Origin of the sequence: Peptoniphilus rhinitidis 1-13 (genome assembly GCF_000246925.1) — a bacterium.
GTDB classification, from domain to species: Bacteria; Bacillota; Clostridia; order Tissierellales; family Peptoniphilaceae; genus Peptoniphilus_A; species Peptoniphilus_A lacydonensis.
In genome coordinates, this window is the sequence record NZ_BAEW01000014.1 from 23,237 (window position 1) to 40,562 (window position 17,326).

General features: G+C 30.4%; 9 protein-coding genes and 1 pseudogene. 8 read left to right on the forward strand and 2 right to left on the reverse strand.

Going from position 1 to position 17,326, the window contains the following annotated elements; all coding sequences use genetic code 11:
* Positions 1 to 387: 387 nt before the first annotated feature.
* Together RH95_RS07560 and RH95_RS09370 are read left to right on the forward strand one after the other, a co-directional pair.
* Positions 388 to 7,035 (forward strand): S8 family serine peptidase, encoded by a 6,648-nt coding sequence (locus RH95_RS07560; protein ID WP_010247490.1) that lies wholly within the window; start codon positions 388 to 390, stop codon positions 7,033 to 7,035.
* A gap of 709 nt (positions 7,036 to 7,744) precedes the next feature.
* Positions 7,745 to 8,006, forward strand: a pseudogene (locus RH95_RS09370) (DNA-binding protein); the annotation flags it as partial.
* 117 nt (positions 8,007 to 8,123) lie between these two features.
* On the opposite strand, the gene RH95_RS07565 reads toward RH95_RS09370, so the two are convergent.
* Positions 8,124 to 9,116, reverse strand: a complete 993-nt coding sequence (locus tag RH95_RS07565) for a helix-turn-helix domain-containing protein (RefSeq protein WP_010247493.1) — start codon at positions 9,114 to 9,116, stop codon at positions 8,124 to 8,126.
* 160 nt (positions 9,117 to 9,276) lie between these two features.
* On the opposite strand from RH95_RS07565, the gene RH95_RS07570 reads away from it, so the two are divergent.
* The 6 genes from RH95_RS07570 to RH95_RS07595 all read left to right on the forward strand — a co-directional run bounded on the left by RH95_RS07570 (position 9,277) and on the right by RH95_RS07595 (position 16,781).
* Positions 9,277 to 11,031 (forward strand): ABC transporter ATP-binding protein, encoded by a 1,755-nt coding sequence (locus tag RH95_RS07570; protein ID WP_010247495.1) that lies wholly within the window; start codon positions 9,277 to 9,279, stop codon positions 11,029 to 11,031.
* A complete protein-coding gene (locus tag RH95_RS07575; RefSeq protein WP_010247498.1) occupies positions 11,015 to 12,736 on the forward strand; it encodes an ABC transporter ATP-binding protein in 1,722 nt (573 codons plus the stop codon). Before RH95_RS07570 ends, RH95_RS07575 begins: the two co-directional genes overlap by 17 nt.
* A gap of 11 nt (positions 12,737 to 12,747) precedes the next feature.
* Positions 12,748 to 14,091, forward strand: a complete 1,344-nt coding sequence (locus tag RH95_RS07580) for an MATE family efflux transporter (protein WP_010247501.1) — start codon at positions 12,748 to 12,750, stop codon at positions 14,089 to 14,091.
* 61 nt (positions 14,092 to 14,152) lie between these two features.
* The gene (locus RH95_RS07585) at positions 14,153 to 14,734 is read left to right on the forward strand and encodes an MptD family putative ECF transporter S component (protein ID WP_010247504.1); all 582 of its coding nucleotides are present in this window, start codon (positions 14,153 to 14,155) and stop codon (positions 14,732 to 14,734) included.
* Positions 14,734 to 15,423 carry an energy-coupling factor transporter transmembrane component T family protein gene (locus RH95_RS07590; protein WP_010247508.1) on the forward strand — a complete coding sequence of 230 codons (690 nt, stop codon included), beginning with the start codon at positions 14,734 to 14,736 and terminating at the stop codon, positions 15,421 to 15,423. Before RH95_RS07585 ends, RH95_RS07590 begins: the two co-directional genes overlap by 1 nt.
* Positions 15,417 to 16,781 (forward strand): ABC transporter ATP-binding protein, encoded by a 1,365-nt coding sequence (locus RH95_RS07595; protein WP_010247511.1) that lies wholly within the window; start codon positions 15,417 to 15,419, stop codon positions 16,779 to 16,781. The genes RH95_RS07590 and RH95_RS07595 overlap by 7 nt, the downstream gene beginning before the upstream one ends.
* A 260-nt stretch (positions 16,782 to 17,041) precedes the next feature.
* On the opposite strand, the gene RH95_RS07600 is transcribed toward RH95_RS07595, so the two are convergent.
* Positions 17,042 to 17,326: transposase (locus tag RH95_RS07600; protein WP_010247514.1), on the reverse strand; the 285-nt coding region annotated here is incomplete at its 5' end.

Consider the following 17,326-nt stretch of genomic DNA (forward strand, 5'->3'; position numbering starts at 1 on the left):
AGTTAGTGTGAGTTTTTATTATTTATTTGTGTCGCATTTAATTTTACAACTTATAAATTAAATAAGAACTTAATTTTAAAGGATATTTTAATTAAAGTAAGATCAATAAAATTTTATTTGAATTAATTTTTATAAATATTTCTGAAATTTATTTAAATAATGAAAAGGGGACATTAAAAAATTTAAAAATTATTTATATAAACGAGAATACAACAGGGATTTGAACGAGGGAATAATCTTAATATTTTTAATTTTAAACTTTACAAAAAAAGAAAAAAATTCATAGAAGAAAGTATATTGAAAAAATAATTTTTAAATGCTAAACTCAAATAGTTAAAGAAAATGATGATAATTATTATCATCAAATAAAAATTGTTTGGAGGTAGTATGGGTAAAAATTTAAGAAAATTTTCTTCTCTTAGTTTGTCGATGATTTTTGTTATGAGTTCATTTAATGGAGTTTTTGCTGAAAGCAATCTAGGCAGAGATTCTTTAAGTGAAACTGAAAAAATTGTTAGAAATCAAAAGGAAATGAACTTAAAGAAAAGTAAAATACTTGAAGATTTTGAAAATGAAGAACCTAGTTTAAAGGTTAAGAGAGAAAAAGTAGTTTATTTTGTAGAGTTTTATGATAATGCTAATAAGGAAGAGGTTATACAGAAACTAAAGCAAATTAAGGATTTAAAAGTTTTGTATGAGTATGATATTTTGTTTAAAGCAGTGTCTGTTGAAACTTATCCTGAAGAACTTGATAATTTAAAAAATATCAAAGGAGTAAAGGAAGTCGAGAGAGCTGGAAAATTAGTTCCACTTATGGAAAATGCAAGAAAACTTGTTGGAGTAGATAGTGCAAGTGAATATCTTAAAAGTTTAAACGCTATAAATGCAAATCTTGGAAAGAATTATGACGGGCGTGGAATGGTTATTGCAAACATAGATACAGGTATGGATGCTACTCACAAAGCTATGCGTATTGATGATGATGCAAAAGGATCTTTAAAGATAAAGAAAGAAGATTTAAAGGGTTCTGATAAAGAATTTTGGCTATCTGATAAAGTTCCTCATTCTTTTAATTACTTAAATGGCGGGAAGATAACAACAGAAAAATATGATGATGGTTCAGATTATTATGATCCACATGGTATGCATATTGCAGGAATTTTAGCTGCTAATGATACTAAAGAAGACATAGAAGCACATAAAGGAATACGAGGTATTGCACCCAATGCACAACTTTTTTCTTATAAGATGTACTCTGATGCAAGCGATGGTTTTGCTGGGGATGAAACTATGTTTCACGCCTTTGAAGACTGTATCAAACACGATGTTGATGTAATTTCTGTTTCATCTGGATTTACTGGAACTGGTTTAGTTGGAGAAAAATATTGGTATGGAATTAGAGCACTTAGAAAAGCAGGTATTCCTATTTGTGTTGCAACAGGAAATTATGCAACTTCATCTTCTAGTTCTTCATGGGATAGATTTGCAAATAATTCTTTAAAGATGACGGATACAGGAAATGTTACTAGAACTGCTGCTCATGAAGATGCAATAGCTGTTGCTTCGTCTAGAAATACAAAAATCAATTATGAAGGTGTAAATATTGGTGGAAGAGATTTTAGATATTCGCAAATTGGAGCTTTCTTTGATAAAAATAATTTTCCTCAAGGTAAATATAATTTTATCTATTTGGGGCAGTGTCAAGATGATGATATCTCTGGAAAAGATTTAAAAGATAAAATTGTTGTAATGGATAGAATTTACACTAAGGAGTTAAAATATTCTTTCAAAAAAGTTTTTGACAAGGGTGCAAAGGGCGTAATAGTAGTAAATACTGTATCTTATTACAATAGAGATGATTGGGAAAATATCCCTGCAATGGGCTATGAAGAAGATGAAAATACAAAAGTGCCAGTATTTTCTGTTTCAGGAATGGACGGAAAGTTAATTTGGGATATGATTTGCAGTAGAACTCCTGATGACAAGGAAGATTTTAGGGGAAAAGATGCAGATTATAGAATTGACATGGAAAAATATAATTCCAAGAAGCCAAAAGTTGGAGATGAAAGAGAACTTAGTCTAAAGTTTTTAGACCATAAAATTGCGTGGAAAGATACTAATGTACCTGCTGGTTCAACTTCGTGGGGACCTAGGATTGATTTAATGTTAAAGCCAGATGTTTCAGCTCCTGGTAAAAATATTTATTCAACTTTAAATAAAATAAATGGAGTGGACAATTATCAATATATGTCGGGAACCTCTATGGCAACACCAGTTGTTTCTGCATCTACAGTTTTAATAAGACCAAGAGTAAAAGAACTTGTAGAAGAACCAGTTATAAAGTCTAGAGGAATTGATATTACTTCACTTACAAAGATAATGCTACAAAATACATCAACTCCAATGATTGATCCAACAACTGATGATGGAAATGGAAATTATTTATTTGCATCTCCAAGGCAACAAGGTTCAGGACTTATAAATGTTGAAAAAGCTTTAAAGAATAATTTAATTGTTTCATATAAAGTGGAAGATTCAAAAGGAGAAATGAATTCTTATGGTGCTGTTTCTCTAAAAGAAATTAAATCAGATAAAAAAGATTTTACAATTAATATAGATAATCCTTCAGACAAAGATATAACTGTAAAGGTGAGTGCATCAAAGGTTACAACTGATGGTGAAATAACAAAGAAAAAATTGGACGAACAATATAAAGACGAAAAAAGTGAAGATGGAAAAAAAGAAGTTGCAGAAATTCATCCTAAAGAAGTTGCAGGAGCAAGTTTAACTTTTGCACAAGATGAGATTACAATTCCTGCAAGGGGATCCTTTGATTTGGGAGCAACGTTAAATCTTGGCGAAGCAAAAAATAAAGATCAGTTCGTCGAGTCTTTTATAAAATTTGAATCAAAAGAAGAAGGAACGGACAAAGTAAATCCTCAGCCATCACTTTCAATGCCAGTAATGGGTTTTGCTGGAGATTGGAATAAAGAACCAATTGTAGATAAATGGGCTTGGGAAGAAGGTTCAAGATCCAAGGGAATCGTGGGCTATGATGATGAAGGAAATCCAAAAATCCCAGGAACATTAAATAGAGGTCGTGGTGGAGAACATGGAATAGATTTATTTAAACCTGCTGGTGTAATTCAAAATAGAGAAACTGAAAATAAAACTCTAGACCAAGATCCTGAATTATTTGCTTTTAATAATTCGCAAGATTTTACAATGAGTTCCACAGGTGATAGTAAAATTATTTCAAACAATGAAATTGACAGAGGACTTACTCCAAGTCCACTAATTTTAAGATCAGCATCTGACTGCAAAATTTCTATTGTAAATACAATGGATGAAAAAAATCAAAAAGACCTTAAAGTTATTACAGTGGATCATTTTATAAAGGGAATTTTAAATTCAAAGAGAAGTGATGCAAAGGGAATTAAAAGTTCAAAATTAAAAGTAGATGGAGATTTGAGATGGGATGGATTAATTTATAATCCTCACGCAGAAGATGAAACTGATCCAAATTATGTTGAGGGAAAATTTGATGCCATAGCAGAGGGTCAATATTATTATAAATTCCAGTACAGACTTTCTCCAAAATATCCATATCAAGTTTCATATATTCCTGTGAAAATTGACAGAACTCCTCCACAAATTGTCAGCGTAAATGCAGAAAATCCTGACGAAATTATTTTGAAAGTAAAAGACACTTATCATGTTCAAAATGATCCAGGGAAAACTTTATTTGCAAGAGATCAAGAAAAAAATCCAAATGAATTTAAAGAAGAAAATAATAAAATTTGGTTTGCAGGTGCAGCTTTTGTAGATGAGTATGGAGATATAGAAGAAAATTTAAAAGTAATAAATACGGGAAAAGTGGACAAGTATGGAAGTTTTGAAATGGATAGCGATGGAAATTCTGTCTATAAAATTCTTGGAGCAAATAAAAATCTTCTCGGTAAAACTTTAGAAATTGCAGCACTTGATGGAGCCTCAAACTTTACAAATCTTTACAGGATAAAATTTGACAACGAAGTAAAAGATGGAAAGTTAGCTTATTTCTTAGAAGGCAAAGAAGATGAAAAGCTTGGAGAAATTGATGCATCTAAACTTAAAAATGTAGAAATAAAAGAAGAAGATAAAAAAGATAGCTCTGAAAATAATAAAGAAGACAAAACTCACAATAATTATGGAAATCCTGAAATAAGTGTAAATAAAGATAGTTCTTATATAAAAGAACTTTCTGAAGAAGATACAAAAAGAATTATAAAACCAAGGGAAATAAAAGTTACAAATGAATTTACAGGAGAAGAAAGCACAGATTATGACTATGGAGATATTAAATCAGTAGATGAATATGGAATTCCTTCTAAATATTCTGATGGATCTTTAATGGAATTTGAAGATAGTGATGTAAGTTCATTAGAGAGCATGGGATATATTGGAAAGATTGTCCCAGATTCAAAAGGTGGCTTTGATGTAGAAGGAGAAGTTAGAAATGTATCTCCTGATGCAAAAATTTACTTTAGATCTACTAGAATGTCAAAGACAAATAAAAGAGAAGAATTGAAAAAAGTTCCTTATTCTTATGATGAAGAAAATCACAGTTTTAAATTTAACTTGTGGGGAAATAAGGATGATGTAGACAATAATAAAGGAATTGACTACAAAGGAGATATCGAATTATTTGTAGTAGACAGTGGCAAAACAAGCAAGAGTATTTTTTTAAGAATGCCAAAAGAAATAAATGAAAGTGTAGAAAAAAAGCAAAAGCCTAAACTTTTAACTTCACAAAAAAGTATTATTGAACTTGGCGAAGCAGAACTTGGTGGAGAATTAAAAGAAGAAAGGGATGAGAATGGAAATATTTTTTACAGAGTAAAGGACGAACTTAGAATAGAAAAGGGCTATGGAGTTAGAGTTATTTCTAGAAATCCTGGCAAGACTGGTTTAGATTCCAATTACACTGAAGATTTTAAAAATAATGACGAAGACACAAAAATTGTTTATGCAAATATAAAAGGTCTAGATGGTTTTAATGTAATTAGATATGAAATTTATAAATTAGATGGAAGTGAAGAATTTAAAGAAGAAAATTTAGTTGAGGAAATGGGCAAGTGTCTTTACATCGATAGAGATGGAGTTAAATTAGATATGGATCCAGATACATTTAATCCTTACAGTGATGGAGAAAATGGTGAGCTTTATGTTAGAAAAAGTCCATATGTTTTGAGAGGAAGGATTGGCGATAAGGGTGGATTTAATTGGCACCTTAGAATAAATGAATCAATGGTTGACCAATATTTAATTTATGGAGATTTAAAATCTGATAACTCAAAGGATTTTGAAGTTAAATTAGATGTAAGAGATAATGATGTAATGGATTGGTCTGCAAAAGACTATAAGCTAAATAGTCCACAAAATGGAATTCTTTCACAATATAGAATTTATATGGACAGTGTAAAACCAGAAATTAAGTTGTCTAAAGATGCGATTGGTGAAAATGACTTTCTATTAAATTATAAAGAAGGAAAAATTTATTTGAATATTTCTGATAAAAGAGATGAAGATAAACTAGGTCGCATAGAAAAAAGTAAAATTTATGTAAATGGTAAAGAATTTGATTTTAATAGAAGTCTTGAAAATTATGCAAGAGATGGAAAAGTTGAAATAAAAGTAAGTGCTTCTGACTATGCAAGAAATACAAGTGTAAAAATTTATAACATAGATTTAGATACAGATGAAATTTCAGAAGTAGAAAATAAAAATGTAAAAATAAAAGTAAATGGAAAAGAAGAACTTGTAAAACAGGGAGAGGATTTTGTACTTCCAGAATTTACTGGACAAAATGATAGTCATAAAAAATTCACAGGATGGAATGTAAGAGGAGTTACACAAAAGCCAGGTCATGTTTTTATAGCACAAGAAGATATTGAAATTGACCCAGTTTTTGAAGAAATTAGTCAGAACAAATATACTATAAAATTTGAATCAAATGGAGGAAGTGGAAAAATCCCAGATATTGTTGCAGATGAAAATGAAGAAATAGAATTGCCACGAAATACTTTTGATGCACCAGAGAATAAAATATTTGATGCTTGGATAGTTTCAGGCGATAGAGATAAGAAGAATGCAGGAGATAAAATAAAAGTTGATTCAGATATAACTGTAACAGCTCTTTGGAAAGACGTAAGTGGCAAAAAAGAAAAAGATGATCAAAATTCATCTAATGAAGAAAATCCAAGAGATAATAAAAGGCCATCAGATGAAGAAAAACCAAAGGATAATAAAAAACTAGCAAATGACGAAAATCCTTTAGACAATAAAAAGTCAACAGAAAGTGATACTAATGATACCAAAGAAAATTCTTTTGATAAGAAAAATAAAGATGAAAAGAATAATAAAGAAACAGGTAGAAGTCACAAAAAAAGTACAAAAGTTGATACAAGGACTAACAAAAATAATAAATCTAAAAGTTTATTCTCATCTTATGATACAAATTCAAGTAATATAGAAAATCACTGGGCAAAAGATGCTATTAATTATGTAGTAAATAAAGATTACTTCAAGAATATTGCAGAATTAAATAATTTTATGCCAGATAGAAATCTAACTAGGGCAGAATTTGTAACGATACTTGGAAGAGTTGCAAATGTAGACACAAATAAATACAAAGACAAAGTATTTAGTGATGTAGATGAAAATAAATATTATGCAGCTTATATAGATTGGGCTTATAAGAATAAAATAGCAAGTGGATTTGGCGACAATACCTTTAAACCAGACAAAGAACTTACTAGAGAAGAAATGTGTGCCTTTTTATCAAGATTTAACAAGGTTAATAAATTAAATAACAAAGAAGAAAATATTAATATTTCCTTTAAAGATGAAAAAGACATTTCAGATTGGGCAAAAGACTCTGTAAAAGAAATGGTTAGACTTGGTTTGATAAAGGGAATGGATGATGGAAACTTTAATCCAAAAGAGAAATTAACAAGAGCACAAATTTCACAAGTTGTATATAGTATGAAGTAAAGTAAATTATAAAAATTACGGTACTGTTGCAAAATAGAATAAAACAAAAAAACGGCTCGAATATGGCGAAAGCCGTTTTTTTTTGTTTCGATAAAATTAAGGTATGAACAATCCATTAATTTATCAAAATAAGCTTACCTTAAATCGTTTAACTTTGTAATTAAGTTTAAACTTTAACATAAAAACTTGCTTTGATGATGGAAAAGTTGGTTTTTATACATATCCATACAAAAATAGTGCTAATGATTCCCCACCGACACTATTTATTATAGAACCTATATTATCAAGAGGATTATTCATACACAAGCTATTTCACAGTTTCTCAATTTAAAAGGTGCTTTGATTATTGTTACGATATTGTTACACTTAGATTTTAGATTGGCTTAATCAAGCTAATTTTACTACATTTTCTTTTATTCCCATTCTTCTTTTTCAAACGTACGATATATACCAAACCATTCAAAATACGAGATTCTATTTTTTAGAGTACCACTAAATCCACCTAATTATAGGACATTTTCAAATTTTTAGTCCCGTCCCAGTCCCAGTCCCAGTCCCAGTCCCAGTACCGGAGAAATATTGTTTTAATATAATATCTCTTAAGCTTGTTTATCAAGTTTTCAAATTAATGTCACTTCGAATTTAGTTCATTTTTAATTTTTGCTTAGAGGGTTTAAATCTAAATATATTACATGGTAATTATCCATTCTATGTATATAAGACAAAAGATCTACAGAACCTAAAGCAAGGAGATTTTGTTAAAATATTCGGACAAGTAAAAACAAGCAATGATAACAACGGGAAAGAATATAAGAATGTTCGTATTTTGTCTTCTAAGCTCTTAAAAGCAAAAGAACAAGTAAAGAGTCAATCCAAGGATAAAAGTCTATGTTAGGGCAAAAACAATCATAAGACAGACGATAAAACTAAATAAAACAAAAAAAGACCATAGTAAAGGTGTAGAGAGATAAATATCGGCAGTCTTAGGACTGCCTTTATTTTTTGCCGATTTTTCAAATCAAATTTATTCAGACTATATATGCATATCCACCTAAACTCATATAAAAACATGGCTTGTAAAAATTACTTCAATTACAATAATCGCATTTTAAATTGTGATGTTTGCAAGCTAAACTACGAACCTCACTAGGAAGTTTTCCTTTATATCTTTTGTAATAAATGGAAAATTTGCTATGGGATGTGTATCCAACAGATTCGGATATTTCCTTTATAGGTAGTTCGGTATTTAAGAGAAGAGTTTCAGCTACATTCATTCTTTTTCTTTGGGTGTATTCTGTAATGCTTTGACCATATTTTTCTTTAAACAAATTTTTTAATTTTGTTCCGCTCATTTTAGATATTTTTTCAAGGGTTTCTTGATTTACATTCATGGCGAAATGATCATCTAAGAATCTTGCTACATCTTCTAGTGCTTTATTATCATCAGATTCAATTTTATATTTTTTCCTATTTAAGTAGGTATTGATTACAATACTTATCCATTCATTTGCTTTGGCTTTAAAGAAAAAATCAGCGGCAGGGGCGTCCATCTTACAATTTAATATTTCCATTGCCACTTTTTCTAAGGATTTTGTAAGAATTATTTGATTCGGTTGAAGTAAAGCTGAATAAAATGATTCTGGATTAATGTTAATAGATGCTAAATGTTTTTCTATTAGCTCTTTTTTAAAACCGATAGAAACAGCAAGATAATAGCAGTTATCATGTAATAAAAATAGGAAGTCATCTCTTATATTATCAAAATCAAGAGTACATAATGAGTTTGCGGTAAGAGTTTGATATGGATTAAATTTTTCTCCATTTGCGCTGACTATGTAGCTTGTGTATATTGAAACATGATCTGCCATACTATAAGTATTATTTTGAACTACTTCTTCTCTAATATAAAAGTCATGGACATCAATAATAAATCCGTCTCCTTCATAAAACCAATACAAGCCATCTGCATAAGTTAAATCTTCTTTACTCCAACAAAAAGTGTGTCCTGCGCTTGAATACTTCTTATTGTTTTTACATTCATCTACATTCATATAATCTTTTACAAAATCATAATATGTCATAATACACCTATCCCTTTTAGACAATATTCCAATTAGCCTTATTAATCCAAAACTATTGTATTAGTAATTATAACAGATGTATAATGGAAAAGCAATGATACTTATTATCAAATAAGTAAATTTACATCTAAAAGGGATATCAAAGAAAGGAGATATGATTATGAAGATTTATAAAAAGCTATTTGTTTATGTACAGGATAAAAAATATCTTGGCTTTTTAGCTATAGTTTTTTCTGCTATATCTGCTGTACTTACGGTATATGGATATTATTTAATCTACAAATTTCTGGATAAGTTAATAATTAATTCAAATTTATCTGGTGCAGAGAGCTTAGCATTAAAATCTGTTATTACACTAACAATTGGAGCGGTATTTTATTTTGTTTCAGGAATGTTTTCACACATCTTGGGATTTAGGCTTGAAACAAATTTAAGAAAAAGAGGGATAGATGGTTTAGAGAAAGCTAGTTTTAGGTTCTTTGACTTGAATCCATCTGGTCAAATAAGAAAGATAATAGATGACAACGCCGCACAAACTCATCAGGTTGTAGCTCACATGATTCCAGATAGCTCTCAGGCAATAGTTACACCTATACTTGTCCTTGTACTAGGCTTTATAGTAAGTATAAGAGTTGGCATAACCTTGCTTGCTCTTACAATAATTGGTGGCTTAATTTTAGGGGCAATGATGGGTGAACAAGAATTTATGAAGATATACCAAGAAGCCTTATCTAAACTAAGTGCTGAGACTGTTGAATACGTTAGAGGAATGCAAGTTGTAAAAATATTTAGAGTAAATGTTGAGTCATTTAAAAGTTTTTATAAGGCTATAAAAGATTACTCAAAATATGCTTATAATTATTCGTTATCTTGTAAAAAGCCCTATGTTTGGTATCAGTGGTTATTTTTTGGACTGATTGCAATTTTAATTATTCCTATAGTTTATTTTATGACAAGCTTAGGTAGCGACAAGGTGATTTTACTTGAGCTTATAATGATTTTATTTTTATCGGGAGTTCTCTTTGTTTCATTTATGAGAATGATGTGGTACTCCTTGTACATTTCTCAAGGCAATTATGCAGTAGATACTTTAGAGGTGCTTTACGAAGATATGCAAAAAGACAAATTGGTGCATGGCAATGTCAATAATTTTAAAAACTATAATATAGAATTTGAGAATGTTAGCTTTGCTTATAACGATAAAGCTGTCATTGAAAATTTATCCTTTAAATTAGAAGAGGGAAAGTCCTATGCACTAGTTGGTTCATCTGGATCAGGCAAATCTACGGTAGCAAAACTTATATCAGGTTTTTACAATGTTAATGAAGGATGCATAAAGATAGGCGGGATACCAATAAGTGAATATTCTGACGAAGCCTTGATTAAAGCCATTTCCTTTGTTTTTCAAGATTCAAAATTATTCAAAAGAAGTATTTATGATAATGTTGCTTTAGCTAATAAAGATGCGACAAGAGATGACGTTATGAGAGCCTTAAAATTAGCAGGATGCGATTTGATATTAGAAAAATTCCCAGAAAGAGAAAATACAATCATAGGCTCAAAAGGAGTTTATTTATCTGGTGGAGAAAAACAAAGAATTGCAATTGCTAGAGCGATTTTAAAGGATTCCAAAATTATTATTATGGATGAGGCATCGGCATCTATTGACCCAGATAACGAGTATGAACTACAAAAAGCTTTCAAAAATCTTATGAAGGATAAAACAGTTATCATGATTGCTCACAGGCTATCTACAATTAAAGACCTTGATGAAATACTTGTTATGAATAGGGGAAAAATTATAGAAAGAGGTTCTGATGAAGAGTTAATGTCAAGAGATACAAGGTATAAGAGATTGCAAGAGATGTTTAACAGTGCGAATGAATGGAGGGTTTCAAATGAAGGAATTTTATAAAAAAAGATTTGCTCTTACAGATAAAGGAGCGAGAAATTTAAGCAAAGCAACACTGTCCTCATTTCTCGTTTATTGTATAAACATGCTTCCTGCCATATTACTAATGATTTTTGCTCAGGAAGTTTTGGAAAATATTGGCAAGAGCAAGGGGTTTTATATAGTATTCTCAGCCTTGACCTTGCTAGCAATGTATATTTTGCTTTCTATCGAATACGATAAATTGTATAGCACAACCTATCAAGAAAGTGCAGATTTAAGAATAAGGACAGCGGAGAATTTATCAGAACTACCTCTGTCATACTTTTCTAAACATGATATTTCAGACCTAGCGCAAACAATCATGTCTGATATTGAAGGAATAGAGCATGCAATGAGCCACTCAATACCAAAGGTGGGCGGCATGGCACTCTTCTTCCCACTTATATCCGTCATGATGCTAATGGGTAATGTCAAGATGGGCTTAGCTGTAATTATTCCATCTCTTTTAAGCTTTATATTCATACCCTTATCTAAAAAATATCAGGTTAAGGGACATAAAAGATATTATGATGTTTTAAGAAAAAACTCAGAAAGTTTTCAGGAAAATATAGAAATGCAAATGGAGATTAAAGCATACGGCTTATCAGAGGAAATGAAAGAAAAGCTATATGAAAAAATGGATAAAAGTGAAAAAGTGCACTTAAAAGCGGAAATAACTACAATTTTAACTATGTCTATATCTTCAATATTTAGCTTTATATCTCTTGCCGTTGTGATATTTGTCGGCGTAAATCTAATTATTAATAAAGAGATAAGTTCTCTCTACCTTGTAGGATATTTACTAGCGGCGATAAAGCTAAAAGACTCTCTAGATGCATCTAAAGAGGGCATGATGGAGATATTTTATTTATCGCCAAAAATTGAAAGACTAAAAGAAATTCAAAATCAAAATTTACAGGAAGGCGAAGACTATAATTTGAAAAAATTTGATATTGATCTAAAAGATGTTGAGTTTGCCTACAATAAAGACGCAAAAGTTTTAAATGGCCTAAGCTTTAAAGCTAAGCAGGGAGAGGTCACTGCTTTAGTAGGTGCAAGCGGATGCGGTAAAACAACCATCTTGAAACTTATATCAAGACTTTATGATTATGATGAGGGAAAAATCTTAATCGATGGTAAAGATATAAAAGAAATATCAACAGAATCCCTTTTTGATAAGGTCTCTATAGTTTTCCAAGATGTAGTTCTCTTTAATCAAAGCGTTATGGAAAATATTAGGATCGGAAAGCAAGATGCAAGTGATGAAGAAGTTAAAAGAGCAGCACAACTTGCAAATTGCACAGATTTTATAGAAAAAATGGATAAGGGTTTCGATACAGTTATTGGTGAGAACGGTGCTGAGCTATCAGGCGGAGAAAGACAAAGATTATCAATAGCCAGAGCATTCTTAAAAGATGCACCGATATTGATCTTAGATGAGATAGCAGCAAGCCTTGATGTTGACAACGAGAAAAAAATTCAAGAGTCTTTAAATAATTTAATTAAAGATAAAACTGTTGTCATCATTTCACACAGAATGAAATCCATAGAAAATGCAGACAAGATAGTAGTTCTTGAAAAAGGAAGAGTAGAAAGCCAAGGCAAGCATGAAGAGCTTTTACAAAAATCAAAAGTTTACAAGAATTTAATAGAAAAAACAAAAATGGCAGAAGAATTTATTTATTGAGGAGATTAAAAATGGAACAAAACATGAAAGAACAGTTGTTAACCAAGAAGCCATTGTCTTTAATGTTTCAATTATCTATACCAGCAGTAATTGGGATGGTAGTTATAGGCCTATATCCACTTATGGATGGAATATTTGCTGGACAAATAATTGGTGAGAATGCTATGGCGGCTTGCTCAATAGCTATGCCACTTACATTTTTTAATAATGGGATTGCAACGCTTATAGGGATAGGTTCGGCATCCATTTTATCAAGAGCCATGGGAAAAGGTGATAATGATACTATAGACAAACTTATGGGAAATCTTATCTATTGGGTTATCTTTTTTTCAACGATTATAACAATAGGAGGAATACTTCTAGGACCATATTTTTTAGATTTAGTTGGAGCAACAGGAGAAATAAAGGCATTAGGAATAAGATATTTAAGAGTAATATTTATAGGTTCAATATTTGTAAACTTTACCCAGTCAGCTAATATGGTAATGCGTGGTGAAGGTCTTATGAAAAGAGCAATGACTATTATGGGACTTGGTGCCTTTATCAATATAGCTCTTGATCCAATACTAATGAAATTAATGGGTGATTATGCCATTGAGGGAGCAGCTATAGCCACTGTAACAGCACAAATAATTCAAGCTGTCATTACTCTTTATTATTTTAAGAATAAAAGTGAAAATGTAAAAATAGGGAAAATAAAAAAAGAAAAAGATATATCAAAGGAAATGTTTGGAGTAGGAGTATCAGCTATGATCATGCAAGTATTTTTCATGGTTCAACAAACATTACTTTATAAACAAGCTTTTAAATATGGTGGAGATCCAAATGCAATATTAATGTCAGCAACTTTGAGATTTTATGGGTTTTCATTTATACCAATTTGGGGAATGAGTCAGGGGTTACAGCCGATTATTGGCACAAACTTTGGAGCAAAACAATACAATAGAGTAAAGGAAACTATGAAGATATTTTCTATAGGAGGAACAGTACTTGCAGCAATTTTTTGGTTACCAGCACAAGTATTTTCAAAACAGTTACTTGGTTTATTTAAAGTAAGTCAGGATATAATTTCAAGCGGAGTTAATAATTTCAGAATGTTCTATTCAGTATTTATTCTTTATGGAATTATGATTATGACAATAACTTTTTTCCAAGCGATAGGGGATGGAAAAAAAGCTGGAATGATTGTAATGTTAAGACAGCTAATACTACTTGCTCCAGCCTTACTTATATTACCAAGAGTATTTGGAGCAGGGGCTGTTTGGTGGGCAGAACCAGTTGTAGATTTTACTATGATAATGGTAGGTTTAGCAATGCAAGTCAAGGCTCTTTCAAATATGAATGTAAAAAATTAAAAATAAAATAAAGAGAAAAAAACAAAAATAGTAGAACAATTTATTTATTGAGGGGATTAAAATGGATAATAAAAAATTAAAAGTAAAAGATTTAGTAAGTATCGGTGTTTTTGCTGTAATATATTTTGCCTTGATGTTTGGAATTGGAATGATGGGTATGATTCCAATATTGTTTTTAATATACCCAACAGTTTTGGGCATAATTGCAGGGACTGTAGTTATGTTATTTATGACTAAAGTTCAAAAGCCATGGTCGTTATTTATATTTGGTATGATATCACCACTTGTGATGTTTGCAGCTGGTCATACCTACGTAGTTGTAGTCTTATCACTTATAGTAATGATAATAGCAGAATTAATTAGAAAGATTGGTAATTATAATTCATTTAAATACAATATGATATCTTATGCCATTTTTAGCACATGGATTTGTAGTTCTATGATGCAAATGCTTTTAGCAAAAGAAGTATATATAGAGCATTGTAGGATGATGGGGGATGACTATGTAGTAGCCTTGGAAAAACTAATAACATATCCTCACATGGCCTTAGTAGCCTTAGGTGCTTTCTTAGGAGGAATTCTTGGAGCATATATAGGCAAGGCACTATTGAAAAAACACTTTGAAAAAGCAGGCATTGTATAATGCCTACTTATTTTTCAAATGCTCCCTTTAATCCAAATCCCATCAGTAAGATATTAGTTGTATTCTTTACGGGATTAACTGTTATGCATAGCATAAATATCCGTTTTGAATTGGCAATAATTTGTATTTTTTCAATTTTGTTTTATTTGAATAGATACAAAAAAACACTTTTCAAATGGATTATTTTATGTGGGATACTTTACTCCTTGCCTAATTTTATGGTGTTATCTGAATTAAACCCTATAGTTAAGATGTTTTTGAGTATACCTATTGTAATTAGAATGTTTATTTTACCATTTATGGCTGCTAGCTTTATGATAAAGACCTCTGATGTAGGTACAATAATTTCGTCAATGGATAAGCTTAAGATCTCAAAGAATGTATCCATACCTATTGCGGTTATGTTTAGATTTTTTCCATCATTTAAAGAAGAGAAGAAAAACATCAAAATGGCTATGAGAGTAAGAGGGATAAATTTTAAAAACCCAATCGAATATCTTGAATATGTTTCAGTGCCACTGCTAATTATATCTTCTAATATTGCAGATGACATTGCAAAAGCGGCAGAAACAAAAGCAATAGAAAATCCAATTGCTAAGACTAGATATATCCGTGTAAAAGTACAGTTAATTGATTTTGTTTATGTTTTAGCTGTTGCTGGACTTATTGTGGGAGGCTTAATATGGTAGAAGTTAAAAATTTAAGCCTTAATTATGGCGAAGAACATATATTAGATGGTATATCACTATCCGTAACTGAGGGAGAGTGCGTGCTATTTACAGGAAAAAGTGGAAGTGGTAAGTCATCTTTAATAAACTCTATCAATGGACTAGCTGTAAGGTATGATAATGCAAAGACAAAGGGCGAAATAGTTATTGATGGCAAAAATATAAAAGATTTGGAACTTTATCAAATCTCAATGCTTGTCTCAACTGTTTTTCAAAATCCTAAGACATATTTCTTTAATGTTAATACTACGTTAGAATTATTATTTTATTTGGAAAATATTGGTCTTGCAAGAGAAGAGATGGACAGGCGTTTGAAGGATATGCTTGAGATATTCCCGATAAAAAATCTTTTGAACAGAAATATATTTAATCTATCCGGCGGTGAGAAACAAATACTTTGCATTGCCGCTTCTTATATAGCAGGCACAAAGATAATAGTTATGGATGAACCTTCATCAAATTTGGATATTAAAAGCATAAGTGTTTTGACACAAATGCTTAAAATACTAAAAGAAAAAGGCATAAGCATAATTGTAGCAGAGCATAGAATTTATTATTTGATGGACATAGTTGATCGTGTATTTTTGATAGATAAAGGCAAACTTAAAAAAACTTATACAAGAAGTGAATTTTTAAAGTTTGATAAAAATGAATTGAACGCTTTAAGTTTAAGGGATAAAGAATTAAGCAAATTAGAAGTTCCTTATTTAAAAGACGGTGGAGAATATCAGATAAAAAATCTTAGCTACAAATTTACTGATGATGAGTGTTTAAGTATAAAAGACATCTCATTTAAGCTTGGAAAAATTTATGGCATAATAGGATCCAATGGACGAGGAAAGTCAACGCTTTTGAGATGCTTAATAGGTCTTGAGAAAAAATCAAAAGAAGAAATTTATTTTAAAGGAGAAAAACTATCCAAGAAAGAAAGGCTGAAAAAATCTTCACTTGTTATGCAAGACGTAAATCATCAATTATTCACAGATGAAGAATTCAAAGAGCTTAGTATAGGAGTAAAGAATTTTGATGAAGAAAAGGCAAAAATCATTTTAAAAGATTTAGGCTTAGACGAATTTAGAGAAAGGCATCCAATGAGTTTGTCAGGAGGACAAAAGCAAAGACTTGCAATAGCCTCCATAATGTGTAAAGACTCTACTTTTGTTTACTATGATGAGCCCACTAGCGGCATGGATTATGCTAATATGATAAAAATATCTGAACTGATTAAAAAATATAGAATTAAAGATAAAATAATTTTTATTGTTTCCCATGATATAGAATTTTTAAATGAAGTGGCAGATGAGATTTTTGAATTGTAAATTAGAGTCTGTTAAACCTGTCTATAGAACTGGAAGATTATTTAAAAATTTAAAAGATACTAAGACATATTGATATTTATTAGAGAATTAACTTCAGGATTTTACGGTATTTATAAACTTCATAATATGTATTTATAGTATTAATATTTTTCGTATCTTTAGGGAAATTCTTTATTGACTTACCATAATTAAAGAGATGACAGATAAAATAAGGTGATGTTATAGAATAGATGATTCTACTCTGTAACATCATTTTTTTATCAAGTATTTAAGTTTAGCCCTATTGATAAGAGACATATTTCACTTATTATGTTTTCTTTTCCTCTGTGGTGGAATCTGTTATAGCTTAAGCCTGACTTTATTTTGGAAAATGCTCCTTCGGCTTGAATCGATCTATTTAATCTTTCTTCTATTCCTTGGTCGGATATTATGTTTTTTAAGGTTTCTTCTCTATATTTTTGAAATGTTTCTGCTATGTAGATTCCCTTGCTTTTTTGTCCTTCTTTGTTCCAATCGAAACATCTGTAGACTTTTGTTGTTGTTAC